Consider the following 24,482-nt stretch of genomic DNA (forward strand, 5'->3'; position numbering starts at 1 on the left):
GTTACTGCGCCCCGGCCGCCTGCCCCGGGACCATCTCCCGCAGCATGGCCTGGGCGGAACATTCCGATGTCCGGCGGTAGCTCTCCCACCACTTGCGATCCTTTTGCGTCACGGCCGTGCCCGCCTGGATGGCCGAGTCAAGCTCACGCCACCGCGCGTACCGCTGGCGCGGCGATTCCGGGAGCTGATGCACCGTGGCCGCCTGCCGCATGTCCTCGGCCAGCGCCGCCCGGGCCGTCTGTTCGGCCTCGGTGGCGGGTCTGGGCGTGGGCGCGTCCGTGGCCCGGGCCGCCTGCCCGGCCTCGCGCAGCATGGGGGTTTCGTGGGGGAGCGTGGGGGGCGGCAGCACGGTCAATTTGCCCGCCTTGGCCGCCGCGTCGTGCAGGATTTCCCGGGCAATGTCCTTCGTGGAGTGCGTTTTGCTGGAGGCCCGTAGTTTCGCCGTTTCTTCGGCCACGGCCTTTTTCTGGGCCGCCTTGGCCGCCGCGATCTCCTGCCGAGAAATGCCCGCCGTGGCGGGGTCCACCGCCCGGCAGATGAATTCCATCTCGCCCGAGGCCGCCTCGGCGAACACATACACGGCCCCCACGTCGGATTCGTCCAACAGCACCCGCACCCGCTGCCCGATGATCGGTCCCAGGGCGGCATGGATGTGCCAGCGCCCATCAATCTTGAGGCCCTTCTTGCGCACCGTGCGCCAGGAATCCCCGTCCGCCGGAGCGGAGAGCAGCACGTCCAGGGCGCGGGCGTCCGGCCGCGCCACCGGCAACCGCCAGTCCGCCGCCACCTTCAAGGGAGACTTGCCGCCCAGCCCCTCGTGGGGATCACGGGCATAGATGTCTTCCGCCCAGCGGTCGCAAATGGCCTGGAAATCCTCCGGACTCATGTCCAGGGAGACGGTCTCCCCGGCCTTGCCCAGCCGCTGGGCAAACGACTTCCGGGCCTCGATGTCCTGGCGTTCGGCCACGTTATGGCCGATGTACCCTGGCAAAAGCTCGACCAGATCATGGGAGAATGTCCCGAAGGCCCGCTCCACATGCGGTTTTGCCTCGGGCGTGAACGGCGGGGCGATGCGTTGCGTGATGCCCAGGCCCAGCAGGGCGTCCGTGATGCGCCGGGACACATAGTCCGAGCCGTTGTCCGTCACCAGCTCCTCGGGCGCCCCCCAGGCCAGGACGGCCCGGCGCAGGCAGGCGGCCACGGCGGCGGCCGAGGACGTGCGGGAGACGTGGTAAACCACCCGACGCGAGTAAACGTCGATGATCTGCACCACGTTGTGCCGCTTCCCGTCGGCAAGCATCACGTCGCCCTTTGTGCTGTCGATCTCCCACCGCTGATTGAGCCGCACAACGTCCGCCGAGGCCGATCCGAACGCGCACTGGTACGTGGAGCGCCACTTGTCCGGGTTGGAAATTTTAAGGAATGCCGAGGAGTTGGCGCGCTTCCAGGTTTCCACGAACCGTTGCAGGGCGCGCAGGCTGGGAGCCTCGGCCTCGCCGAACCGGGAGATCAACCCGCGCCGGATGTGCTTGGATGAGGCGTGGGGATGGTCCGTGAGCATGGCGGTGATGAACTCGGCCACCTCCGGCCGAGAGGCCAGTCCCGAGCCGCGCCGGTGTCCGTAGTTGCCCGCCAGCCGGGCCAGACCGCCGGTGGTGAGCGCCGTTTCCCAATTGCGCAGCGTCCCCGGGGAGACGCGGGGCACGTCCTCGCGCACGTCCTGGTCCACCGCAATCTGCCCCCGGCTGTACTGCGCCGCGAACACCGCCCGGGCCGTGGACGGGGCCAGCCCCGACGAGGCCAGAAACTGCTGGTAGGCCGCCAACACGGCCGCCTTGGCCGACGCCCGGCCCTTGGCCGTGTCATTTAAGCACACATACCGGGCCAGCCCGGACTGCCGCGCCGCCGTGGCCGCCCGCGCGGTCAGGTTCTCGTCCAGGGAGAGCCGCAGGGCCTCCATCCGCCCGGCCGTGGCCGCCTCCGAAGCGGCCACCCCGGCCAGCGCCACCCGCACGTCAGAGGGCAGGCTGTCCAGGCGGTACAGGCGGCGGCGTCCGCCCCGGCAGGTCACCTCGTCAAACGGCCAGGACTCGGTTTCCGCCCGCTTTTGCGCTGCCCGCTCTGTCACATGGAGCGCCTGCGCGATGTTTTTTGCCGTGACCTGGTCCATATGTACCGCTCGTTCCCTTGAAAGTTTCCCGTGCCCCCTGCTAGGAGGGGACTTGGCTATCGGAGTTGCTCAACCCCTGACCGCACAGGAGGCACGGAAATGGCTTTTTCAGATGATGCGTTACTTACTGTTGCAAAAGAAATTTTCCTTTCCAGGGCCGAACCTCGAAACTACGTTCAGAAATCAAAAAACGAAGACGAATATCTAAAACGAACACGTCAACTCGCTGATGATTTCAATTCGTTCTATCGCGCTCTTCGCGACAGACTGTCTGATGTACAGTAACCGTAAAAACGGCTCCTGACTCTTCGTATCTTCTGTTTAAGGCGGCCAGCACAAGGTTGACCGCCTTGAAAATATTTTCCTCGACATCATACGTTTTCAGAATTTCACTGACTCGCGTTCTCGCTTCTTCAAATTCCATCGCTCATCTCCTTTTGCCGCTCGTTCCCTTGATAGTTTCCCGTGCCCCCTGTTAGGAGGGGACTTGGCTATCGGAGTTGCTCAACCCCTGACCGCACAGGAGGCACGGAAATATGCTTTCAGCAGAATTCGTCAGAGATACTTTGTATAATTTCACTATGTATGCTTTTAGCGACTTCAACGCCGATACAAAGAAAACACCTTTTAAGCAAAAAGCGTGGAATTCAGTCTTGGAAATGCTTGAAAAAGAATCATTCATAACCGCAGAAGAAGCCACCATGCTTCCAAAGAAAAAAAAGAAAGCGTTACATGACATCATAATTGCATACATTACTTTTCTTTCTCTTCCTGATTGGCCGCCATTTCCGCAGGATTTTCTTGACGGTTCTTCCGAAAGGAAACTAAATACTCCAATTCTTCGGTATATGAGGACGCATTCTGACCAGATTTTAGACTATTACAGACAAGCTCACGGATATTAGGAAGGCAAGGGAACTGTTGTCGTGCGGCCGCCCGGAAAGCATCCTCGTGCATCACGCCGCCTCCTTCCTTTTTCCCAGGTACTCGACCGGACACCCGATCTGCTCCAGGTAGTTGCGCACCACGTCCGCCCGACGCCTCCCGGCCAGAAAATGCGACACCAGACTGTGGTCCACGCCGACCGCCCGGGCCACATCCGAAATCTTGGTCCCGCGCAGCACCAGCCACGCCTTGACCTTACGACCCTTCACGTCCGCCATTGATCCTCTCCAAAAGTTCGCGCTTTTTGCGGCCGCGCCGCCGCTCCTCGACCGCCAGCCGCCCGTACTCGTAGACCGCCGCGCCCTCGGGCGTGAGCCCCAGCCACCCGGCGGGCAGCGCCGCCTGGAGGATACCCGCGTCGCCCAGGATGAGCCCCAGAGCCGCCAGATAATCCAGCGGGATGCGCCGTTCGGCGGCCTTGGACTCGGCCGTCCAATTGTTGATGTGATGGATGCTGATGGAGTCGCCCGTCAGGCGGGAGAGTTCATTGGCGACGTATTCCCGGGTGAGGCCCGAGCGGTCCAGGGCGGCCCGAAACGCCTCCTGGACGGCATCCCTGCGGCGCAGGCTCCCGGCCGGAAGTCCGGCCGTGGGCAGGCTGGTCAACGGCAGGGTGAGCTGCACCAGGCCCTTGTCCAGATTTCGCACACATTTTGCCATTGCCCGCCCCTGAAATTCGGTCTAAAAACCGGGTGAAGTGGTCAGGTTTGTGACCCGTCACAAAGACTTTTGGACAAACTTTCGTGAGTTGTCAACACGAAAGTTTGTTTCGGGCTTTCAAAAGTTGGCAAGCTGCGGTGGGCATTCTGTAAAATCTATTATCCCGGCATGTTAGAGAAAAATATGAACGATAAAACCCCTTCGGGCTTGCCTTCGGGCTTGCAGGCGGAAAGCCCGAACCAAGAAAAGTTTGCCTCACGTCTGCGGTCAAAGCGGGAAGAGTTGGGTTTGACCCAGCAAGATTTGGCAACAAAGATAGGGGTTAGTCTGACGTCCATTCAGAATTATGAGGCCGGACGCATCCCGCGTGGAGAGCACCTCATTGCCCTTTCCAGAGAGTTATCATGCTCAATTGATTGGATTTTAACAGGGGATACGTCGCTCTCAACGCCAAAAGGCAGCCAGGAGGCCGACCAAGCGCCAGCAGAAGACGTACAGAGAAGTGGCTACACCCTGATTCCAAAGGTAAAAGCAAGGCTGAACGCTGGAACCGGAAGCCTGGAGACGAGCGCGGAAACCATAGGCCATTATGCGTTCAAGACACAATTCCTCAAACGGAAAGGAAACTCCACGAGAATGGTCCTCATGGACATCCACGGCGACAGCATGAATCCAGTATTGGAAGATCGAGACACTGTATTGATTGACGAAAGTCAAAACGAAATACTATCCGGCTGCATGTTCGCTGTCGGAGTCGATGACGCGGTATTTGTCAAATACGTGGATTGTGAGCCAGGAATGCTGATTCTGCGCAGCCGTAACGAGCGTTACAAGCCCATCGAAGTTCCCATGACCGGCGATCTGGCGGACACCGTCCGCATCATCGGCCGCGTGGTCTGGTCCTGCCGGGAGTACGGCGGCTAACCGTCAAAACTATCCGTCGCAACCGCGCCAAAAATTCAAAACTAAACGTCGTCGGCGTCTTCACGCGCCAGTCCATCGCGCCCCCGGCCCTTCACCCCGAAACCCGCACCATTAGCCGGTTTTCGTCCCGCTATGTCCCGCTTCCTCCCGGCATATCCCGGTTTCCCCGCTAGTCAAATCTATGTGTCACGGCACAATAAATCAGGGGGGTGCCTTACGCACGATGACGTTCTGCTGACTCTCCGATCCTCCAATAGCTTTATATCATAGAATTATTTTTTCTCGACATCGCCCCGGCGTTTCAGGCATCCTGCCAATGGGTCAGGTGAATCACATGGGTGGTGCGATCTGGGGGTTTGTCAACGGGGAGCTTCCTGCTGGTTCACAGTGTTCCCGACCACCCCGGCATGGGTGGTGGTTACCTAAGCAAAATCAAAACGTAGTTGATATCTATCTTTGCAGATGCTTCGATTTGAGCGTCATATTGTGAAGGCAAGGTGACTAAATGCATGACGAAGAATTAGCAGAGAATAAAGTTACCGAAATAACTCGTCGCAATATCTTTGATTATCTATCGATACAACGTATATATTGGTCTGGTCGTCTTGATGAAACAAATTTTCTTGCTCGACTGTTTGATCTCCATACATTGCCGTCGACAGATACTAGATTTCAGAATGCTTTTGGTGACATTTGGCAACATCGAATAAATAATAATGATTGGGAAGACGATTGGATTTTTACTGATTCACGGTTTAGCTTGTTGCGATGCAAAGATGAGCTGTTTCTTAAGTTCTTATGTGAAGTGATTCATCCTGTGGTTCGACCAGACAGTGATGAAGCTACCCGAATATGCGAAGAGTTTAATAACCATCTCAAGCATGATGGCTACCATATAGCGGAAACTACAAGGATTTCAGGAAAGCCGGTCTTTACCGCAAAGGAACTTATCCACCTACGCACTCCAAGTTTAGAGACTGCTAAGCAATCATTCAAAAACATTGACGAATCGTACTTAAGTCAGCAAATAACTCGAATGGAGACAGCAATAGTTCCTGATCCTGGACTTGCAATTGGAACGGCAAAAGAGTTGATAGAAACGATTTGTAAGACGGTCATTGTCAGACATGGCGAATCATATCCTGATAACTCGAAAATTCCAAATCTAGTTCGGCAAACAACAAAGCTGCTAAAACTTACTCCAGATAGTATTTCAAACGAAATTAAAGCTGCTCAAACTATAAAAAGTATCCTTGGTAGCCTTGCCATAATAACTCAAGGAATGGCTGAACTCAGAAATAGTTATGGAACAGGGCATGGTAAAGAGGCTGGGACAAAAGGCCTCACTACACGTCATGCAAGACTTGTCGTTGGAGCAGCAACAACTCTAGCAGTTTTTTTATGGGATACTTACATAGAGAAACAAGATCAACATAAATATTAGTTGTTTGCTCAGAAATAATAATCCCCTGACAGCGCCCCCCGGCCGGGACGTCCACATCACCGCCCGCGCCCCTGAAACACAAAACCGGCCTCACCGTCGGCGCCCGATGAAAGCCAACTTTAACCCCCTCCCGCAGGATTAAAGTTTTTGGCCGATTTCTTTCATCGCCCCACCTCCGTCCGCTTCGTCCGGCCCAATCAATACGTGAGGACGGCTCCCTGGCTTGAGACCGCTGCACAATCCTCTGATGTCGTTACGGAATTCTCTCGAAAGGTCTCGGTCGTCTGTTTCCGCCGTCGTTTAGCCGACAGCGCTGATCTTGTTTCACCTTGAGGCGGCGTTCGTCACTCCTTAGCGTAAGTGTTCCTCAACATCCCGCTTTGAGCACCGCTTTTTTCAAGTTGAAAGCCATAGCGTTGAGTAAAAATTCAAGTTCAACCTTGGCTACCCCCAGGTAACGCGTCCGGAAGAAGCCATAACCTCTTTTGAGCGTTCCGAAAGCCCGTTCCACCCTCGACCGGACGCTGCTAACTTGACGATTTGCCGCTTTTTCGGCGGGGTTCAGCGCACGGTTGCGAGCGGCCTTATGCATGATGCCGTCGGCAAGTCTCCGAGCTTGGAGCACATGCCTGTTCAACTGGCTGCTGTATCCCTTGTCCGCATAGATGCGGCCCCCTGGCATGGGGCCAATCTCATCAAGAATATCCACGAATTCCTGCGTATCCGAACGGTTGGCGGGCGTGACATGGCCGCCGAGGAGAAAGCCGTCCCGGCTGTCCGTGGCCGCATGGACTTTGTAGCCGTAATAAGCCCGGTTCCCTTTGCGCAACCAGGCCGCATCGGCGTCATCGGAGTAGCTGATGGTTACGTCCGACGCCTCGTCGTCATCTTCCTCGCGATCTTCGGGAAGAATATCGATTACTTTGAGGGGGCGGCGCGAGGAGGTGATGACGCTCGCGTCCACGATGGCTCCTTCACGTACCAGTAAGCCGCGCCGCTGGAGTTGATGGTTGAGTTTGTCCAGAAGCCGCTTCAAGACGTTTTTTTCAAGCAGGCTCTGCCGAAACCGGCAAATGGTCGAGGAATCGGGCACCTCGTCATGATCAAGGGAAAGGCCCACGAATCGGACAAAGGACAACCGATCGTACAAGCATTCCTCCACCGCCGCGTCGCTCAGGTTGTACCACCTCTGGAGCAGAAGGATTTTAAACATCGGCAACGGTGCATATGCAGGATTACCAACGGCATTGACGACTCGGCTGAGCTTTTTTCGAAGAAGCTTCTCAAACGGCTTCCAATCAATGAGGCGATCAATCTCATCCAGAAAGCATTCCTTGTGCCTGCGATGGGACACGACGTAGTCGGCAATACCGGGCTTTTTGGAATTGCGCTCGCTCATGATCGCCTCCATCATTTTTGATGGAGAAAATATAGCATAATTGCCTAAAATTACAATAGAATTGTGCCATTTTCCCGTGCAACGGTCTCGGCTTGTGCGTTCCCGGGCATCCGGGCGAACGCGCCCGGCATCCTCTTGCCGCGCCCCAAACGCGGCTACGCCGCCGATTGCTCAGTCCTTTCTCTTGCGCCGCAGTCGAAACCACCGCCCATACTTTTTCGGGGCGTGCCCCTGCCGCCAGATGCGCAGAAAATGCCCGCCCCAGAGGATGACCGCCGTGCTGTAGTGCAGCCACAAAACGAACAGCACCGCCCCGGCCAACGACCCGTAGACCATGTTGTAGCGCGGCATGGCCGTCACGAACCAGGTGAAAACCGCCGTCACCGCATAGGCCGCCACGGCCAGCCCCAGGCACAGCGGTCCCGCCGCCCGCAGCGGCCGGATATGCGGCAGGCCCAGGGCATAGATGCAAAAAAACAGCGTGGCCAGGCAGCAAAGCGACCATACCACTCGCAAGGCCTCCCCCCACAGCCGCCCGCTGGGAAAAATCTCCTCCGAGGTATTGGCCAGGACCAAAAGCCCCGTAAGCACCGCCGTCAAAAGCCCGCTGACCACCGGTCCGCCCAACCAGGCCGCCGCCCGCCGCAGCAGCGGCGCCCGCTCCTCGCCGCCCTTCCAGGGATGCCGCAAGGTGGCCCGCAGCGCCGAAAAAAACAGGCAGGACGTCCAGGCGATAAAGACCAGGCTCGGCCAGCGCAGATGCGGCGCGGCCCACACCAATCGCCGCATGCGCCCGACCAGCAGATCGTCCGCCCACGGCGCCACCTCGCCCAGATGCCGCTTCACCAGGAGCTGGGCCTCCCAGGTATCCCCCACCAGCATCCCATGCAGGGAAATGAGCAAAAATCCCATGGGGATAAACGAGATCAGGGCGTAAAACGCCAACGCCGCCGCTTGGGTCAGGCCCTGGTGGCGAAAAAAATCCCGGGTGGCCGCCCGGGCGGTGCGGAGGATATCGAGTGCGGTCGTATTCATGGCTCCTCCTTCCCTGCCGCATTTCGCCGTGTTTGAAAAGCGACGGACAAGGGAGCAGGCCCCACGGCTGATCCGCCCAACGGTACGCCCTTTTGCGCAAAAAGGCCCGCCCCCGCCATGGGAGGGCGGGGACGGGCCTTTCGACGAGAGGGAGGTCTGCCGGTTACCGCTTGAGCTGGATGACTTCCGCCAACATGGTGTCCACTGTGGTGATGGTCTTGCTGTTGGCCTGGAAGCCGCGCTGGGTGAGGATCATGTCCACCATTTCCGAAGCCAGGTCCACGTTCGAGGTCTCCAGGGTGTTGCCGGAGATCGTGCCCAGGCGGCCGGTATTGGCCCGGCCGGTGGTGGGCTGCCCCGAGTCGATGGTCTCGGTGAACAGGTTGCTTCCGGCCCGGCTCAGGCCGTAGGAGTTACTGAAATCCGCCAGGGCGATGGCGTAGAGCTCCATGGTCTGTCCGTTGGAGAACGTCCCGGTGAGCACGCCGTCCTGGTCCACGGACACCCCGGTGAGCATGCCTGCGGTATAGCCGTCCTGGGAGTTGAACAGGGTGGTCGAGGACGTGCTGTTACTGGTGGTGATGTTGGAGTTGAACTTCGTGGTGGCGGAATTAAAACCCGTCAGGTTGGTCTGCGAAGTCCCGACGCCGGCGGCGGTGGTGGCTCCGCCCACGAATCCGCCTGTATTGCGGATGCCCATGTTCAGGGCGATGTTGATGGCGTTGGCTGAATCGGTGGCGCTGCCGTTGGACACGGACCTGAAGTTGGCCGTGAACACCGGATAACCGCTCGTACTGATCTCGGCGGGTTCCCATTCCGTGAGGTTGACCCCTCCGCCGGAAACCGTGGCCGTGGAACTCAGGGTATAGGCGCTGGTGTTTTCCAGGTTGCCCGAGGCATCAAAGGTCAGGGTGCCCATCATGAGCAGTCCGGCCGTGGCGGTGGTGCTGACCGCGAGCCCCCCGTTGCTGTCGGGCAGGGTCCGGCCGTCTTCCAGGGGATCGCAGGTGACGATGTATTCCCAGTAGGACTTGCCGCCGGAATTGCTGACCGTGACCTTGTCGTAATAGATGGTGATGTTGTGGGACGTGCCGTTTTGGTCGTAGACCTTCATGGTGGTCTGATAGGCGAAGGCCGTATCGGCCAGGGCATCTTCGTCGTCAAGCACATTCTGCCCGTCCCACTGGGTGGCCATGGCGAAGAAGGGGTCCGTGGTGCTGGTGGCATGATCCGTCTCGGCCGAGTCGAGCTGGGTGGTGACGGTCATGTTCTGGGTGGCCTGGGCCGGAATCTGGAACTGGTCGAGCTTGATGTCCTTGATGGATCCCTTGATGGGCACCTGGGTGGTGGTGATGCCCAAGGCCTCGTTGCTGCGCACCTTGGCGCTATCCACTTCCCAGCCCTGGACCACATAGCCGTTGGTATCGACAAGATATCCGTCGTTGTCGAAGCGGAAGTTCCCGGCCCTGGTATAATAGGACGTCAGATTCCCGCTGCTTAAGGCCTGCCCGTTTTCACCGGTGGAGGTCTTTTCCTTGACGATGTAATAACCGTTGCCGCCGATGGCCATGTCCAGGGCGTCGGTGGTGGTCTCGAAACCGCCCTGGCTCAGGTCGGCATAGACGGCGCCGATGGTCACGCCGGTGCCGATCTGGGCGACGCCGGCCGACGTCCCGATATTCTGGCTGATGAGATCCTCGAAATACATGTTGGATCCCTTATAGGCCACGGTGTTCACGTTCGCTAAATTGTTGCTGATAAGCCCCATCCGCTGCCCATGGGCAAGCAGTCCCGTCACCCCGGCCCACATGGAAGAACTCAGTCCCATTGTATACCTCCTCTCTTCGTCACCACAAAAATATGAAATCCGTTATTATGTTGTTGCTTCTTCAGTTTCGGCTGCATCTTCATCAACGATTTCCGTGATGTTGCTAAAGGATACCAGAACATCGCCGACCCGCAGGTAATAGGTTCCGTCGGAGCTCTCAACACCTGTGACCTTGCCTTCAATCTCGGTGCTGGCCACACCGGCGTTGCCGTCGGCATCCTGGGTCATGATGGTCACCGTGTAGACGCCGTCGTCCATGACGTTGCCGTCGCTGTCCTTGCCGTCCCAAACGAAATCGTATTCGCCCGCGTTCATGCCGCCCAGATCCACCGTGCGCACCACATTGCCATCCTCGTCGAGCACGTTGGCAAGGACCGTCTCGGCGTCGTCCGCAATCGTGTAGTGGATGGTGCTGGCCTCTCCTTCCTCAAGCTGGATCGTCTCGCCCGAGGCCCGGATGGTCTTGCCGATGAACTGGACCGCCGAGAACATCTGATTTTCGAGGACATTCTCATTGAGCTCGGTGATGCCGGTGCTGATGTTGGTGAGCTGTTCCAGGCTGGAAAATTGCGCCAACTGGGCCACGAAATCCTGATCGTCCATGGGATCGAGGGGATCCTGATAGGTGAGCTGGGTCAAAAGGAGCTGTAAAAAGGCCTCCTTCCCCAGATCCGTGGTCGACGAGCTGGTGGTTGTTGACGTATCTGTCGTATACGAGGAGTCAAGAAGGCTCGAGACTGAAGACATAACCACCCTCCAGGATGTTACGCAAAAACGTCCACACCTTCGTTGCGCGTCGCCATGGCGGAAGATACCGTATCCGACGCCACATCTGACGACCCAGCCGCGCCCATCCCCAAAATCCTCATGGCGGTGCGCCGCATATCCAATTCTTCCTGCTGCCGCCGGGCCTCATTGTGCTGATTCGCTCCCTGCCAGGAGGACTGATCCTGCTGCTGGGCCAGGCCGGTCTGCACATCAAGCTTGCTGACCTTGAGCCCCTGCTGTTCGAGACTCTCGCGGACCTTCACCATGTTTTCGCTTAAAATCTTGGCCGCTTCCGGGGTCTCGGCCCGAATGACCGCCTGGACGTCCTTGTCCTTGACCGTCAGCATCACGCTGACCGAGCCCAGTTCATCCGGCGTCAGGTTCAGGGTGAGGCGATTCGCCCCCTGCCCCAGATTCTTGAGCATCCCGCTTTCGACCTGGCGCAGAACGTCGGAGGAGACGGAAGAATTCGTGCCCTGGGAATTTTCTGCCTGGGCCATGCGCGGGGAGACCTGGGAGGCAGTGGCGCCCGCCAGGGCGTCCTTAAGCGTCGCCTCCGTCCCCGAGAACCTGGTCGCGCTGGCATCCAGGCCGATCTTGCTCCAAAATCCTGTCCAGTCGGCATCCGTGGAGGACGCGCCGGAATCCTTCTGCGCCGCCGTAGCTCGTCCCTTCGCGCCCCGCTCGTCCGTGGTCCCGTTCGGATTTCCGCCTGCGCTCCCATTCCCCGAAAAGCCCTTCCCGTTTCCGGTTGCGCCGGACTGGCCCTGGAGATTGACCCCCTGGGCATCCCCGGACAGCGTCACGCGCCTGTTGACAACCCCTTGGCCGTCCGTGGCGTCCTGGGTCTGCCCCTTTCCGACCTTTCCCGAAGCCTCTGCCTCTTCCGTGAAGGCAAAGGCCATATCTGCCACGCTCTTCGTGCCCGACGACGTGCTCCCGTCGCTATTATCAGCCCCGCGCGAGGCCATTTCCCGGGCCAGCATGGCCTTTCTGGCCACCTGGTCCTCCCGGGAATCGGAAAGGGTCTGGCCAAATTCCCGCTTCTGGGCCGCCACGAACACCTGGGAGGCCAGTTCCTTCATCTCGGCCAGGGCCTTGCTTTCGGAAGCGGCCTGATCCTTGACCTCGGCGGTGATGGCCAAAAGGGCGGTCTTGATGTCCCGACCGACCAGTTCGCTGTCCTCCAAACGGGAAAAGAGCGCCGACAACCGGGTCTGGGCGCTCGTGGACAACCCCAGAGCCTGGGCCAGGGCCTGGGCCTCACCCGGAGTGACGGTCAGAGTAGTCTCGGCCGACAGGGACGACAGCTTGGAGGAGATGGTGCTCCAGGCCTTGGTGGTCTGTCCCTGCTCCAACTCCGTCAACAACTCGGACGATTCGCCGGGGGTAAACCCGATCTTGCCCAGAAAGCTCTGCACCTGGCGTTTGCTCTCCGCACTCAGGGCCCCAGGCTGGCTGCCGACGATCTTGTCCTGCAAAAAGGTCATGAACGAACCCCAGGTCATCCCCTGGGGGGTATCGATCCGGGCCTCAAGCTCCTCGATGTCCTTGTCGCTGATCCCGCTCTTGGAAAGGCTGGCCTTGAGTTGGGCAAAATCTTCCTTGGTCATGCGCACGTTGTTGGGATCGGAAACCACATTTCCGATTCCGGCGGACAGCAGCCCGGCGGTGGCCAGGGTGGCGGTGTTGGCCGCGTCGGCGGAAGATTCGGTCTTACTACTGGTCGTACTGGTATTTTGCCCTGAAGAATCAGTGGTTTCGGCCAGACAGGCGTCGAAATACGAGTTGAAGGCCTCGGCCTGCTTGCGATAGTCTTGGGGGTCAAGCCCACCAAGGGTCGCAAGCCCCGCCTTGGCTCTGGTTTCGTCTGATGAGGGCAAAATCTGCATGGTCGGTCTCCTGGGGCCAAGAAAATTCAAGAGCCGTTCCAAAAAAAAACAGCCTGGAATTCCAGGCCATTTCAAATCTCACCACCCCCTCGGGGCACTTTTTTCCCTCAGTCGGAAGTGCCGGAGGTCGCCTGCGCCACCTGGGACACCCTCTCCAGGCATGTCCGACCCGCTTGGCGGGAAAAATCGCCATTTTGCAAAAAAATATGCAGGTATCCGGTCAGGGGGCGCACAAAGGGAGGAAACCCGGCCCAAAACGACTCGTCGGAGAAATCCCCCCGCCCCGATATCCCGGCCCGCAGAAATCCCCCCAATCGCGGCAGGGTTCGGGCAAAGGCCGCGGCCAGCCGGGGCAGGCTGCGCGCCAGCTCCTCCCATGCCTTGTGCGGCCGGGACATGTCGCCTACGCCGAAAAAATGCCCGAACATTTCCGACCAGAACCGTCCCAGGGCCTCCTCGGCCAAGGGCGGCCGTCCGGAAACGGCCTCAAGCCGGTACACCCCCCGGCCATCCCGGCCCACTTGAAAAAGATCCATCCCCGACAACCCCGTCCCGGCAAGACGTTGGCTCTCGCCCCGCACCATGCGCCAGGCGGCATAGGCCACCCGGGCCGGATCGAAGGCCGCACGGCACGGCATGGGCGACCGGGAGCATTCCCAGCAGCCCCGGCAACTCACCGCGCCGCGCAAAACGAAATGCCCCGGCTGGTACGGTCCCGTCTCCCACGGGTTCACCGGCCCCATGGACAGGTTGAGCACCCGGCATCCCGTCCAGGCCGCCAGATGCATGGGACCGGTATCCGGGGTGATCAACAGATGAAAGGTCTGCAACACCTTGGCCAGTTCGGCCAGCCCCAGCCGCCCGCAATATTCGAGGGCCGCCCCGCCGCACAACCGCTTGACCTCCCGGCCAAGCTCCCGTTCCGCCGGACCTCCCAAAAGCACCGGTTTGAGCCCGCGGCGGGCCAACTCCCGGGCCAGGGTTCCCCAAAAGGCCGCATCCGGACGTTTTTCCGGCTGGCTGGCGCCGAGAAACACCCCCACCCGGCCGTCATGCCGCTCCAACTGGCGCGGCGCGTCCCAGCGCGTCGCCGCGATCATCGCCAGGGGGATCACGTCCAGGGCGTTGAGGTCCGCCCAGTGGAAGCGGTTGTGGCGGTTGTTGCGCACCAGCGAGGCCCGGTAGAGCTGCCAGTCCCCGTGCATCCTGAGCACGCCGCCCTCCTCCATGACCAGGCCCGCCTTGCGCGGCGCAGCGGCCTTCCCGGCCAATTCCGCCGCCTCGGGCCGATGGCTCAGATTGATCACCATGTCATATTCCTGGGCCGCAACCCGGTCGCCGCCATCCCAGCCCACATAGTCCACGGTCGGCCCCAGGACGGACAACGGCCCAAAAAACCCAGGTTCGCCCACCACCCGGATCGCCGCCCCGGGATAGGCCCGGCCCAGCCATAAAAACAGCGGGAAAGACAGGATCAGGTCGCCCATCCGCTGCATCTGGAAGACCAGAATCCTCACGCCTGCCCTCCCGTCTCGCCCGGCGCGGCCGCAGCCATGTGCATCTGTTCCGCAATCCAGGTCCATTTGACGGCGGCGTCCAGGCGGGCGGCCTGGAAGGCGGCCTCGGCCATGGCCGCGAACTGGTCCCGGGAATAGAACTGGTGCAGCTTGAACTGGTTGGCGAAGCCCATGGAATACTGGCTGCCGCCGGGTCGGCCCTGGCTGCCCGTGCGCTTGCGGTGCAGGACGCGCAGATGCCCCTGGTAGATGGGGATATGGCCAGCCAACAGACAGCGGAAATCATGGTCCAGATCATCGTATTGGGAGGGCGACAGGCGGATGTCGAAGTCGCCCGCCGTGCGCAACAAGGCGGTGGAAAACAGGTGGCAGCAGCCGGTGACCGAGGCGCAGGGCCGCAGATAGTCGAAGCGGCCCGTGTCCAGGGAATGCAGATGGGCCCGGGAGGTCGTAAAGGCCCGGGAAAATGCAGGCCCGCCGGGCGTTTCGGGCAGGGGTTCGAGAAACAGATCCGCGCTTTGGATGTGGGCGGGATGGGCCGCGTCCACCACCCGGCATCCATAGACCCCGGCGGCGGGGAAGGCCTGGACGGCGGCGGCGAGTCGGCCCAGGAAATCCCGGGGGACATCGGCGTCGTCGTCGAGGTAGGCGGCATAGGCCGCGCCCTGGGTCGCCGGATGGCGCGCCAGCCAGTTTCGGGCCGCTGGGGCCCCGATGTTGACCGGCAGGTCGACACGCGAAAGCACATCCGGACCCAGCCGGTCGCGCCAGGCCGTGATCACGTCGGCCGTGGCGTCGGCGGACCCGTTGTTCAGGACCACGATGCGCGTTCCCGGGGCAAAGGACAGGTCAGCCCCGGCCAGGCTGGCCAGGGTGTTGTCCAGATCGGCGGCCTTGTTGCAGGTATAGAGCAAAAGGGCCAGTCCGCCGGAAAGGGTCGCCCTGGCCCGGTCCAGGCCAAGCGCCAAGTCGTGCAGGCGCAAAAGCGTGGTCACATTGAACGGATGCGCGGCGAAATCCCGGCCGAGCAGGGAAACGGCCTCGTCGCGGCGTCCCAGCCGCAACAGGGCCTCGGCCCGAATGCGCCGGGCAGGCCCCATGGGAAGGACAGCCCAGGCCGCGGCATACCGGCGTTCGGCCAGGGCGAAGTCGCGGTGCAGAAAGGCCGCTTCGGCATCGATCCAATCCGCCAAAAAAGCCAGCGGGGCCAGATCGCCCTGCGGGCAATGGCGCAGATGGGCGGCGGCCCTGGCGGCCGCGTCGAAATCCCCGGCCGCCAGGGCCAGGGCGGCCAGGTGGCGCAGCCAGTGGAGGTTGCCGGGCTCGGCCTCCAGACGGCCGAACAGGAAGGCCATGGTCTTGTCGTGCTCGCGTCGTTCCAGGAGCCGGGCGAAATAGCGGGCGTCGGCAGGCGGCCTGTCCTGGCCGGACACGGCCGCCAGAACCCGGCGGCGGGCCTCGTCCAGGAAGGGCCGGGCGGCGTCCAGGGCCAGGACGGAGGCGGCCAGGGAGCCGTTTAAGGGGTCGGCCTCCCAGGCGGCCTGGCGCAGGTCGTAGGCCAGACGAAGCAACTCCCGGGGCGGCATGCCGCCCTGCGCGGCGTCTGGTCCGCCAGCCAGGGCCTCGGCCAGGGCGGCGGCCCGGAGAAGCTCCGGACTGCCGTCGCCGCCCACCAGCAGGGCGCGCAGCAGGGGTTCGGGAACGGTGGAGGCGGGCGCGAAGACATCCATGGCTCATCCTGTGGCGAAAAGGCGGCGCATGACGGCGAAAAGCGTCTCCATGCGCCGGTCGTAGGTGTGCTCGGCCAGGATGCGGCGTCTGGCGGCCAGGGCGATGCGGCGACGTTCGCCGGGACGCCCCAGATAATGGCGGACCAGGTCCGGCAGTTCGCCCGGGTGGGCATAGACGGCCGATTCCCGGCCCGGATCGAACAGGGCGTCCATCTGCGGCTGGCGGTCGGTGAGGAGAAACGCGCCGCAGGCCGGCACGTCGAAAACCCGCTGGTTGACCGCGCCCTTCATCTGGCGGCTGGTGATGTTGAGGTTGACCTCGCTGCGGGGATAAAAATCGGGCAACTGGTCGTAATAGGCCATCTCCGGCAGCCGCCGCCACCGGCGCCCCTCGTCGGCAAAGGTTTCCAGCCAACCCGCGTCGCCCACGATGGTGGGGAAAAAGGGAATGACCCAGGCCAGGCAGTCCCGGCGGTACAGACGCGTGGCCTCCCAGACCACGGCGGTCTCGAAGGCCAGGGTGCGTTCGGGGCCGGAAAGGGCTTGGTAATGGGCAAGCATCTCCGGATGCCGGGAGGCCAGAAAGGCAGGCACGGATCGATCGGGGCTTTGGCCGAAACCGCAGGCGATGTCCGACAGCTTTGCCGCCAGATCGGGATGGGGCGCGGCGTGGGCCAGCCGAGTCCGGGTCTTGGCCAGCATGGAGTTGCCCACGAAGGACACCCGGGCGGCCAGGGCATGGCCGGGATCATGGTCCTTTTTCGGCCGGAAGCGGGTCACGTCGGCGGCCAGGGGCAGGTGGAAGACGTCGCCGCAGCCGCTTTGCGCCAAAAAGGGCACGGTGTCCGCGTCCCAGGTGAAGGCCGCCGCATGGCTCGGGAAGGGCCGGACGTAGTTTCCCAGGATCAGTTCCGGATTGTCCGCGAACCAGGAGGCCAGGGGCAGTTCCAGGCGGGACAACAGATCCGTGAGGTACCCCTCGCGATCCAGGCCCAGATGGTTGAAGGTCAGGATGAAATCGGGCCGGAAATCGGCCACGTCCGCCGCGACCCGGGCCAGGAAGGCCTCGGCGTCCAGTTCGTCCGCGCCGACCTGGGCATACCGGCAGGGCACGCCCAGGCGGCCGCAGGCGGCCACGACCTCGCCGGAGAGAAAAAGCCGCGAGGTAAGAAGCAACACTCGGGGCGCATCCCCGGCAAACCGGGGATACCGGCAGGCGGAAAAAGGATCGCGGCCGGGTCTGGCGGCCGGGGCGGCGGCCCGGGTCCGGGAGTTGAGCCCGCGCAGGACGGCCCCGTAATAGCCGGGGTCCAGGCGCTGATAGGCGGGCAGGACCAGGGGGGCGGGGACGCGCCCCGTTGCGGCGCACAGGGCGTCAATCGCGGCCAGGACCGCCTCCGGGTCCGGGTCGTCGAACCACACCACCCGGGGATCGGCGGCGGCGGCCCGGCCAAGCCCCGTGATGTCCAGGAGCGGGGCCTCGCGGTCCACCACGGCCAGGCGCGGCAGCACATGGGGGGCGGCGGCGGCCGGGGCGTCCCCGAGCAGGGCGGCCAGGGCATGGCCCAGCCCGGACCCGACGAGCACCGGCAACACGGCTGACCCTCCGGAGGAGGCGACAAGGGGGGATTTTGCGGCGAGGCTGTCCAGGAGGCGCAATTCGCCGCTACGGGCGCTTCGGCCGAAAAGATGGCGGGTTTTTCCGGCCTGGGTCAGCCGGATGTCCGTGAGCGCGCCGTCGTGGCTGACGGCCGCCGCCTCATAGGGCCAGGGATCGGTCATGCGCGGCGCGGTCCATATGCCGGGGCGCGGAACAGGCGTTTTCAGGACAAAAGCGCCGCCACGTCCTCTTCGTTTTCAACCACCTGAAAATACGACAACAGTTGCACGAGCCCCAGGGTCTTCCGGACTTTCGGGCTCAACCGGCACAGGTAGCAGGCCTTCCCGATGCTGCGCATGCGGGTGTTCACGGACACCAGAAAGCCGATGCCGGAACTGTCCATAAAGCCCACCCCGGACAGATCCAAGACCACCGCCGCCACCTCGTTGTCGGCCAGCTCCGCCTCCAGGTGGCGTTTGAGCTCCGGGGTCACGTCCAGGGTGATCTCGCCGTCGTATTTGAAATACAAGGCGTTCTTTTCACGCGAAACCGTCAGCTTTTCCACGAATTTGTCCCTATTTTCTTATGAATGGCCACGATGTTTTCCTGTCCCTCGGAGCGAACCGCCACGGCATCGGAAAGCCGGGAGATGATGAACAGTCCCCGGCCGCCCTCGGCCTCGGGCGCGGGATTCACGAACCGCACAGGGCCCTCGAACCCGTACCCCCAGTCCACGATGTCCAGGTCCACGCTCTCTCCGGGGGAAACCGCCAGCCGCACCTCCAGCCGCCCTTCCCCGCCGCGATAGGCATGGCGGGCCACGTTGGCGCAGGCCTCGGTGAGCATGATGTCCAGGTCGTGCAGGATGTTCTGGTCGGCAAGATACTGCCCGAGAAAACCCACCACCTCCCTGGCCAGCCCACGGCTCTGCTCGGGTGCGGAGTGGGCCGCAAAGGTGCGGCGGATCATGGTCGTCCCCCGACAGCGGACGCGTTTGAACCGGGATGCGGGCAAGGCCCGTGCGTAGCTTCCATGTATCGGATCATTTCGCCAAAAATCCCGCGCCGTCAACAGGCAGGCCCCTGCGGCGATTCATTTCTCCACGGCGGGATCATCCGCCCAAAAAATCCCCGGCATCCAAGACCACGGTCACCGGTCCCCGGTTGACAAGGCCCACGTCCATGTCCGCGCCGAAAACCCCGGGAAAAAAACGCCCCGGACACCGGGCCGCAAGGTCGGCGCACAGGCGGTCATACAGATCCTTGGCCAGGGTCGGCGCCGCAGCGTCGGTGAAGGACGGCCGACGACCCCGGCGGCAGTCGGCGTACAGGGTGAACTGGGACACCACCAGGAGTTCGCCGCCAAAGTCCGCAAGCCCCAGGTTCATTTTGCCCGCCGCATCCGGAAAGACGCGCAGGGACAAAAGCTTGTCCAGCATGACGCCCCACACCCGCGACCCGGGCAGTTCCGGGCCGTCCTCTCGGCCGAATCCGGCCAGGACCAAAAGCCCCGGCCCGATGGCCGCCACCCGCTCGCCCGAGATGTCCACCTGCGCGGACGAAACCCGCTGCACCACGAAACGCATCAGCCCGCAGGCTCCATGCCCGGCTCCATATAGGTGGCCTTGCTCGACGCCTTTTCGGACACGGAGACGCTTTGAAGCGTCACCTGCGGGTTGTCTGCCAGCTTCTCCCGCAGGCCCTCGAAGATATAGCGGGCCAGAAGCTCCGAGGACGGGTTGCGTTTTTGGAAAACGGCCAGCTCATTTAAGTGGCGATGGTCGAGTTCGGCCACCACCGCGCCCAGCCGGTTCTTGAGTTCCTTGAAATCCATGAGGATGTCCACCTTGGGTTCGAGCTTTTTGCCCGAAACCACGGCCTCCACGGCGAAATTGTGGCCGTGCAGATTCTCGCAGGGGCCGCCGTAGTGGCGCAGACAGTGGGCCGCCGCGAAATCCATGCTCACCGTGAGCTGGTAGAGGCCCCGCCCATGGGACGGAAACGGTGTGGCGATCATGCGTTTTTCCCTCAGGCCCGGGCCGGGCCAGTTGCGTTTTCTCCGGCCCCGGCCGCGTCCCGGCAGGAGGCCTCGAACTCGTCGAGCTCCTGGCGCAGATCCGGGCAGCGGCGCACGCAAAAGGCGTCGCCGAAGCGCAGGCGGCATTCGGCCCTGGGGTAGACGATGACCAGATGCACCCGGCAGTTGCCGGGATATTTGGCCAGGATGGGGGCCAACCCGTCCAGGGGAAGCTCGCCCCCGCCGCAGGCGTCAAGCCGCACATGCACCGGGTCGGCGCTGTCGTTGGCGGTCTTGGACAGATGCTCCACGGCCGCCGCCTCGATTTTGACCAGTTTTTTGCCGTCGTCACCCCCGCCGCCCTCGTAGGTGCTGATCTTTCCGGTGATGCACAAGGGGGCGTCCACGGACAAGAGTTCCCGGGACTTCTCGAAGACCTCGGGGAAAAAGGTGATCTCGGCCTCGCCGGTTAAGTCCTTCACCAGCCCAAAGGCCATCTTGCCGCCCTTTTTGGTCACGATTTCCTTCAGCGACACCACCATGGCCGCCACCTTGACCTCGGTTCCCGGCGACAGGTCGGCGCACTGCACAAGCGACGGCAGGCGCATGGCCCGGATGTCGCGGATGTAGGCCAGAAGCGGATGCCCCGTGAGATAGAACCCCAGGGCCTCCTTCTCGAAGGCCATCTTCTGTTCGTGGCCCCATTCCGACAGGGTGGCCTCGGGGCAGTCGACGCCAAGGCCGGTAGTGGGCGCGGGCTTGGTCGGCATAAGCGCCATAAGCGAGAGCTGGTTGGTGGCCCGGTCGGCGGCCCGCTTCTGGCCGATGGCCACGGCCTGGTCCAGCCCCGCGAAAAGCCCGGACCGGGTGCAGCCGAAGCCGTCGCAGGCCCCGCTTTTGATCATGTATTCCAGCACCCGTTTGGTCACCTTGCGCAGGTTGACCCGGCTGGCCAGATCCAGAAGCGAGGTATAGGGGCCGTTTTTGTCGCGCTCGGCCACGATCTCGGAGATGGCCTCGCGGCCCACGTTCTTGATCCCGGACAGGCCGTAGAGGATCTTGCCGTCCTTGACCGAAAAATCCGCCTGGCCGGCGTTGACGTCCGGCGGCAGCACCTCGCTCTCCCGCTCCCGGCAGTCGGCGATGTATTTGAGGATTTTGTCCTGGTTGTCGATGTCCGAGGTCATCAGCGCAGCCATGTAGGCCACGGGATAGTGGGCCTTCAGGTAGGCCGTATGGTAGGAGATGAGCGCGTAGGCCGCGCTGTGGGACTTGTTGAAGCCGTATTCCGCGAACTTCTCCATGAGATCGAAGATCTCAGTGGCCTTTTTCTCGGGGATGCCGTTCTCTTTTGCCCCGTCCACGAAGCGGCTGCGCTGCTTGGCCATCTCGTCCGCGTTTTTCTTGCCCATGGCCCGGCGCAACAGGTCGCCGTCGCCCAGGCTGAAGCTGGCCAGGACCTGGGCGATCTTCATCACCTGTTCCTGGTAGACGATGACCCCGTAGGTGGGGCCAAGGGTCTCGGCCAGAAGCGGATGGGGATATTCCACGGGCTCTTCGCCGTGCTTGCGGCGGATGAACTGCTCCACCATGCCCGACCCCAGGGGGCCCGGCCGGTACAGGGCCAGCATGGCGATGATGTCCTCGAAGCAGGTGGGCCGAAGCATCCGCAGGTATTTGCGCATGCCCTCGCTTTCCACCTGGAAGATGCCGTCCGTGTCGCCCCGGGAGAAAAGCTCATAGGTGTCCGGATCGGTCAGGGGCAGGGTGTCCAGATCCGGCGGCTCCTCCCCGCTTTGCCGGATGATCTCCAGGGCGTCCTGGATGACGGTCATGGTTTTAAGCCCCAGAAAGTCGAACTTGACCAGCCCCACCTTCTCCACCCGCTTCATGTCCCACTGGGTCACGATTTCGTCGTTTTTCCCTTTGTAGAGCGGGACGTATTCGTTCATGGGCTTGTCGGAAATGACCACCCCGGCGGCGTGGGTCGAGGCGTGGCGGCACAGCCCCTCCAGACGTCGCGAGACGTCGATGAGCCGGGCGATACGCGGGTCGGCGGCGGCCATCTCGCGCAGCTTGGGCTCCTGGGCCAGGGCCTTGTCGATGGTCATCTTCAGGTCTTCCGGGATGAGCTTGGCGATGCGGTCCGTCTCGCCAAAGGTCATGCCCAACGCCCGGCCCACGTCGCGCACCACGGCCTTGGCCTTCATGGTGCCGAATGTGGTGATCTGGGCCACGGAGTCGCGGCCGTACTTCTCGGTGACGTAGCGGATGACCTCCACCCGGCGGCGTTCGCAAAAATCCACGTCGATATCCGGCATGCTGACGCGCTCGATGTTCAGGAAGCGCTCGAACAGCAGGTCGTACGGCAGCGGGTCCAGGTTGGTGATGCGCAGCGCATAGGCCACCAGCGACCCGGCCGCCGAACCGCGCCCCGGCCCCACCGGGATGCCCTGGGCCTTGGCCCAGTTGATGAAGTCCTGCACGATGAGGAAATAGCCGGGAAAGCCCATGCGCCTTATGACGTCGAGCTCAAGCTCCAGGCGCTCCCAATATTTGTTCTCCTCCACCCCCGGCATCTTGGCCAACCGCCGCGTCAGGCCCTCGCGGGCCATGGCGGCCATGGTCTCGTCCAGATCCTTGCCCTCGGGCGGGGTGTAGGCCGGAAAATGCAGCGACTTGAGATCGAGGGACAAATTGATGCGCTCGGCGATGGCGCAGGTGTTGGCGATGGCCTCGGGCACATGGGCGAACGCGGCGGCCATCTCGTCCGGGGAGCGGTAATAGAGCTCCTTGGTGGTGAAGCGCATGCGCTTTTCGTCGTCCACGCAGGCCGCCGTCTGGATGCACAATAAAATATCGTGGGCCTCGGCGTCCGAGGCGCGCAGGTAGTGGCAGTCGTTGGTGGCCACCAGCGGCAGCTTGGTCTCGTGCGAAAGCTCAATGAGCATGTCGTTGACCTTGGCCTGCTCGGGCAGATCGTTGGCCTGAAGCTCAAGATAAAAGCGATCCGGAAAAAGCGCCGCATACTGCCGGGCCTGCTCCCGGGCCGCGTCCATGCCCTCGCGAAGGAAGGCCTGGTTGATCTCGCCCTTGAGGCAGGCCGAAAGCGCAATAAGCCCCTCGGAATGGGCGGCCAAAACGGCCTTGTCCACCCGGGGCTTGTAGTGGAAGCCCTCGAAATAGCCCATGGTCACGAGCTTAAGGAGGTTGCGGAAGCCGACGTCGTTTTGGGCCAGGAGGATCAGGTGCCACCCGGCGTCGCGGGGGGAGCGGGCGTCCTTTTTGGCCATGCGCTCCTTGGCCACGTAGACCTCGCAGCCCACGATGGGCTTGAGCTCGGCCTTTTTGGCGGCCTCGTAAAAGACCAGCCCGCCGTGCATGTTGCCGTGGTCGGTGATGGCTGCGGCCGGACAGCCGAAGTCCTTGGCCGTCTTGACCAGGTCGCCGATGCGGATGGCCCCGTCAAGGAGGCTGTATTCCGTGTGGCAATGCAGATGGACGAAATCGGCCATATGGGGGAACAACCTGATGGGAAAGGTTTTTTTGAAAACGGCGCGCTCGCCGTGACCGGTATCGGGAAAACATAGCCCATTTCATCCGGGAAGGGAACGGGCCGGGGCGCCGACGGTGCCAGGCGAATACTGCCACTGTACAATATTTCTAATTATTATGGCAGTTATATATGCCTTTACAACGAACGACCATGCAGTATTTTCGTGCTATGCATTCTTACCGCCAAGACAGACTGCACTTGCTGAATAATTCAAAAATCAATAGTCTCAAACGACACGAGTAGTGACCCATCCCCCAAACAAATATGTCTGATAGAATCGTATTGGAGTTGCAAAACCTGCTTCAGCTAACATCAAGATCAACTCTTTTTCTGTGATGAAATCCACGTCACTATAGACATGGTTACGGTCGCGTATCAACTCTTCATCAGATACACCATGCAACGCATAGGATCGTAACCACACATCCATCAGTGTCGCAAATTCCGGAGAAGTCTTATCCCCAAAAAGATCGGCGAAAACGAGTACGCCGCCAATCTTCAAATTCGCTGAGATCGACCTAAAATAGGAAAGCTTTCCTTCTCTACATTTTATGAAGTGAGAGACAAAGATAGACGACGCTGCATCACACGGTGTAGATAATTTACAATCCTGCAAACGACCATTAAAAAATGTAACTCTCTCATTCAAACGAGCTTCGGCCGCATTATCTTGGCAAGCGTTTATCATATTTGATGAACTATCTACCGCTACAAATCTCCAAGATGGAAACATCTTTCCAAGCGACATGATTTCAGCACCTGTCCCAGCTCCAGAAGAAAGAAAGAGAGCATCCTTGGGCAACCCTTGAAACCAGGGAAGAATCATCCGATGCAGGGCATCATAACTAGGACAGAACATCCGAATCCTGCGATCATATTTTTCCGAAAGACTTTTATCAAAATGTCGTTCTACATTAAACTCACCATTCAATTTTGTCATAACATATCCAAATATAAACGGAGTTTGCATTCTACATTGCACTATAAACTTATGTAAA

21 protein-coding genes are annotated in these 24,482 nt (G+C 61.3%); 3 read left to right on the top strand and 18 right to left on the bottom strand.

Annotation, left to right across the window (positions count from 1 at the left end):
* Window position 1 precedes the first annotated feature (1 nt).
* Both GD606_RS06480 and GD606_RS06485 read right to left on the bottom strand, forming a co-directional pair.
* Complete coding sequence (locus GD606_RS06480; protein WP_163302476.1) at window positions 2-2,170, bottom strand: TnsB C-terminal domain-containing protein; 2,169 nt, start codon at window positions 2,168-2,170, stop codon at window positions 2-4.
* Window positions 2,171-2,405: 235 nt separating this feature from the next.
* Entirely contained in the window at window positions 2,406-2,594 is a 189-nt protein-coding gene (locus tag GD606_RS06485) for a hypothetical protein (RefSeq protein WP_163302477.1), read from the bottom strand.
* Between the two features lie 112 nt (window positions 2,595-2,706).
* On the opposite strand from GD606_RS06485, the gene GD606_RS06490 reads away from it, so the two are divergent.
* Window positions 2,707-3,075 (top strand): hypothetical protein, encoded by a 369-nt coding sequence (locus GD606_RS06490; protein ID WP_163302478.1) that lies wholly within the window; start codon window positions 2,707-2,709, stop codon window positions 3,073-3,075.
* Between the two features lie 51 nt (window positions 3,076-3,126).
* Here the strand turns inward: GD606_RS06490 and GD606_RS06495 are convergent, their stop codons facing one another.
* A complete protein-coding gene (locus GD606_RS06495; protein ID WP_163302479.1) occupies window positions 3,127-3,324 on the bottom strand; it encodes a helix-turn-helix domain-containing protein in 198 nt (65 codons plus the stop codon).
* Entirely contained in the window at window positions 3,311-3,775 is a 465-nt protein-coding gene (locus GD606_RS06500; RefSeq protein ID WP_163302480.1) for a hypothetical protein, read from the bottom strand. Before GD606_RS06500 ends, GD606_RS06495 begins: the two co-directional genes overlap by 14 nt.
* A gap of 183 nt (window positions 3,776-3,958) precedes the next feature.
* On the opposite strand from GD606_RS06500, the gene GD606_RS06505 reads away from it, so the two are divergent.
* Together GD606_RS06505 and GD606_RS06510 are read left to right on the top strand one after the other, a co-directional pair.
* Window positions 3,959-4,699 carry an XRE family transcriptional regulator gene (locus GD606_RS06505; protein WP_163302481.1) on the top strand — a complete coding sequence of 247 codons (741 nt, stop codon included), beginning with the start codon at window positions 3,959-3,961 and terminating at the stop codon, window positions 4,697-4,699.
* A gap of 505 nt (window positions 4,700-5,204) precedes the next feature.
* A complete protein-coding gene (locus GD606_RS06510) occupies window positions 5,205-6,143 on the top strand; it encodes an abortive infection family protein (RefSeq protein WP_163302482.1) in 939 nt (312 codons plus the stop codon).
* A 367-nt stretch (window positions 6,144-6,510) separates the two neighbouring features.
* On the opposite strand, the gene GD606_RS06515 is transcribed toward GD606_RS06510, so the two are convergent.
* The 14 genes from GD606_RS06515 to GD606_RS06580 form a co-directional block, all read right to left on the bottom strand.
* On the bottom strand, window positions 6,511-7,542 hold the full coding sequence (locus tag GD606_RS06515) for an IS5 family transposase (RefSeq protein ID WP_176629243.1): 1,032 nt from the start codon (window positions 7,540-7,542) through the stop codon (window positions 6,511-6,513).
* A gap of 171 nt (window positions 7,543-7,713) precedes the next feature.
* On the bottom strand, window positions 7,714-8,577 hold the full coding sequence (locus tag GD606_RS06520) for a YihY/virulence factor BrkB family protein (protein WP_163302888.1): 864 nt from the start codon (window positions 8,575-8,577) through the stop codon (window positions 7,714-7,716).
* A gap of 163 nt (window positions 8,578-8,740) precedes the next feature.
* Window positions 8,741-10,405, bottom strand: a complete 1,665-nt coding sequence (locus tag GD606_RS06525; RefSeq protein WP_163302889.1) for a flagellar hook protein FlgE — start codon at window positions 10,403-10,405, stop codon at window positions 8,741-8,743.
* Window positions 10,406-10,450: 45 nt separating this feature from the next.
* The gene (locus tag GD606_RS06530; protein WP_163302890.1) at window positions 10,451-11,152 is read right to left on the bottom strand and encodes a flagellar hook assembly protein FlgD; all 702 of its coding nucleotides are present in this window, start codon (window positions 11,150-11,152) and stop codon (window positions 10,451-10,453) included.
* Between the two features lie 17 nt (window positions 11,153-11,169).
* Complete coding sequence (locus tag GD606_RS06535) at window positions 11,170-13,065, bottom strand: flagellar hook-length control protein FliK (RefSeq protein ID WP_163302891.1); 1,896 nt, start codon at window positions 13,063-13,065, stop codon at window positions 11,170-11,172.
* A 107-nt stretch (window positions 13,066-13,172) separates the two neighbouring features.
* Window positions 13,173-14,582 carry a glycosyltransferase family 9 protein gene (locus GD606_RS06540; RefSeq protein ID WP_246299001.1) on the bottom strand — a complete coding sequence of 470 codons (1,410 nt, stop codon included), beginning with the start codon at window positions 14,580-14,582 and terminating at the stop codon, window positions 13,173-13,175.
* Complete coding sequence (locus GD606_RS06545) at window positions 14,579-16,312, bottom strand: glycosyltransferase family 2 protein (RefSeq protein WP_163302893.1); 1,734 nt, start codon at window positions 16,310-16,312, stop codon at window positions 14,579-14,581. The genes GD606_RS06540 and GD606_RS06545 overlap by 4 nt, the downstream gene beginning before the upstream one ends.
* Before the next feature lie 3 nt (window positions 16,313-16,315).
* On the bottom strand, window positions 16,316-18,094 hold the full coding sequence (locus GD606_RS06550) for a glycosyltransferase family protein (RefSeq protein WP_163302894.1): 1,779 nt from the start codon (window positions 18,092-18,094) through the stop codon (window positions 16,316-16,318).
* Between the two features lie 41 nt (window positions 18,095-18,135).
* Entirely contained in the window at window positions 18,136-18,477 is a 342-nt protein-coding gene (locus GD606_RS06555) for an STAS domain-containing protein (protein ID WP_163302895.1), read from the bottom strand.
* Window positions 18,465-18,881: an ATP-binding protein gene (locus GD606_RS06560; RefSeq protein WP_163302896.1), complete on the bottom strand. Its 417-nt coding sequence runs from the start codon at window positions 18,879-18,881 to the stop codon at window positions 18,465-18,467. The genes GD606_RS06555 and GD606_RS06560 overlap by 13 nt, the downstream gene beginning before the upstream one ends.
* Before the next feature lie 142 nt (window positions 18,882-19,023).
* Entirely contained in the window at window positions 19,024-19,497 is a 474-nt protein-coding gene (gene dtd / locus GD606_RS06565) for a D-aminoacyl-tRNA deacylase (protein WP_163302897.1), read from the bottom strand.
* A complete protein-coding gene (queD, locus tag GD606_RS06570) occupies window positions 19,497-19,928 on the bottom strand; it encodes a 6-carboxytetrahydropterin synthase QueD (protein ID WP_163302898.1) in 432 nt (143 codons plus the stop codon). The genes dtd and queD overlap by 1 nt, the downstream gene beginning before the upstream one ends.
* An 11-nt stretch (window positions 19,929-19,939) precedes the next feature.
* The gene (gene dnaE / locus GD606_RS06575) at window positions 19,940-23,443 is read right to left on the bottom strand and encodes a DNA polymerase III subunit alpha (RefSeq protein ID WP_163302899.1); all 3,504 of its coding nucleotides are present in this window, start codon (window positions 23,441-23,443) and stop codon (window positions 19,940-19,942) included.
* A 267-nt stretch (window positions 23,444-23,710) separates the two neighbouring features.
* Window positions 23,711-24,424 (bottom strand): class I SAM-dependent methyltransferase, encoded by a 714-nt coding sequence (locus tag GD606_RS06580; protein ID WP_163302900.1) that lies wholly within the window; start codon window positions 24,422-24,424, stop codon window positions 23,711-23,713.
* Window positions 24,425-24,482 lie beyond the last annotated feature (58 nt).

Origin of the sequence: Desulfolutivibrio sulfodismutans DSM 3696, assembly GCF_013376455.1 — a bacterium.
GTDB lineage: Bacteria > Desulfobacterota > Desulfovibrionia > Desulfovibrionales > Desulfovibrionaceae > Desulfolutivibrio > Desulfolutivibrio sulfodismutans.

What these genes read in the sequence shown, in the direction of transcription:
- GD606_RS06480 (WP_163302476.1), bottom strand. Translation starts at nt 2,170, where the DNA reads ATGGACCAGGTCACGGCAAAAAACATCGCGCAGGCGCTCCATGTGACA.
- GD606_RS06485 (WP_163302477.1), bottom strand. Translation starts at nt 2,594, where the DNA reads ATGGAATTTGAAGAAGCGAGAACGCGAGTCAGTGAAATTCTGAAAACG.
- GD606_RS06490 (WP_163302478.1), top strand. Translation starts at nt 2,707, where the DNA reads ATGCTTTCAGCAGAATTCGTCAGAGATACTTTGTATAATTTCACTATG.
- GD606_RS06500 (WP_163302480.1), bottom strand. Translation starts at nt 3,775, where the DNA reads ATGGCAAAATGTGTGCGAAATCTGGACAAGGGCCTGGTGCAGCTCACC.
- GD606_RS06505 (WP_163302481.1), top strand. Translation starts at nt 3,959, where the DNA reads ATGAACGATAAAACCCCTTCGGGCTTGCCTTCGGGCTTGCAGGCGGAA.
- GD606_RS06510 (WP_163302482.1), top strand. Translation starts at nt 5,205, where the DNA reads ATGCATGACGAAGAATTAGCAGAGAATAAAGTTACCGAAATAACTCGT.
- GD606_RS06515 (WP_176629243.1), bottom strand. Translation starts at nt 7,542, where the DNA reads ATGAGCGAGCGCAATTCCAAAAAGCCCGGTATTGCCGACTACGTCGTG.
- GD606_RS06520 (WP_163302888.1), bottom strand. Translation starts at nt 8,577, where the DNA reads ATGAATACGACCGCACTCGATATCCTCCGCACCGCCCGGGCGGCCACC.
- GD606_RS06525 (WP_163302889.1), bottom strand. Translation starts at nt 10,405, where the DNA reads ATGGGACTGAGTTCTTCCATGTGGGCCGGGGTGACGGGACTGCTTGCC.
- GD606_RS06530 (WP_163302890.1), bottom strand. Translation starts at nt 11,152, where the DNA reads ATGTCTTCAGTCTCGAGCCTTCTTGACTCCTCGTATACGACAGATACG.
- GD606_RS06535 (WP_163302891.1), bottom strand. Translation starts at nt 13,065, where the DNA reads ATGCAGATTTTGCCCTCATCAGACGAAACCAGAGCCAAGGCGGGGCTT.
- GD606_RS06545 (WP_163302893.1), bottom strand. Translation starts at nt 16,312, where the DNA reads ATGGATGTCTTCGCGCCCGCCTCCACCGTTCCCGAACCCCTGCTGCGC.
- GD606_RS06550 (WP_163302894.1), bottom strand. Translation starts at nt 18,094, where the DNA reads ATGACCGATCCCTGGCCCTATGAGGCGGCGGCCGTCAGCCACGACGGC.
- GD606_RS06560 (WP_163302896.1), bottom strand. Translation starts at nt 18,881, where the DNA reads ATGATCCGCCGCACCTTTGCGGCCCACTCCGCACCCGAGCAGAGCCGT.
- dtd (WP_163302897.1), bottom strand. Translation starts at nt 19,497, where the DNA reads ATGCGTTTCGTGGTGCAGCGGGTTTCGTCCGCGCAGGTGGACATCTCG.
- queD (WP_163302898.1), bottom strand. Translation starts at nt 19,928, where the DNA reads ATGATCGCCACACCGTTTCCGTCCCATGGGCGGGGCCTCTACCAGCTC.
- dnaE (WP_163302899.1), bottom strand. Translation starts at nt 23,443, where the DNA reads ATGGCCGATTTCGTCCATCTGCATTGCCACACGGAATACAGCCTCCTT.
- GD606_RS06580 (WP_163302900.1), bottom strand. Translation starts at nt 24,424, where the DNA reads ATGACAAAATTGAATGGTGAGTTTAATGTAGAACGACATTTTGATAAA.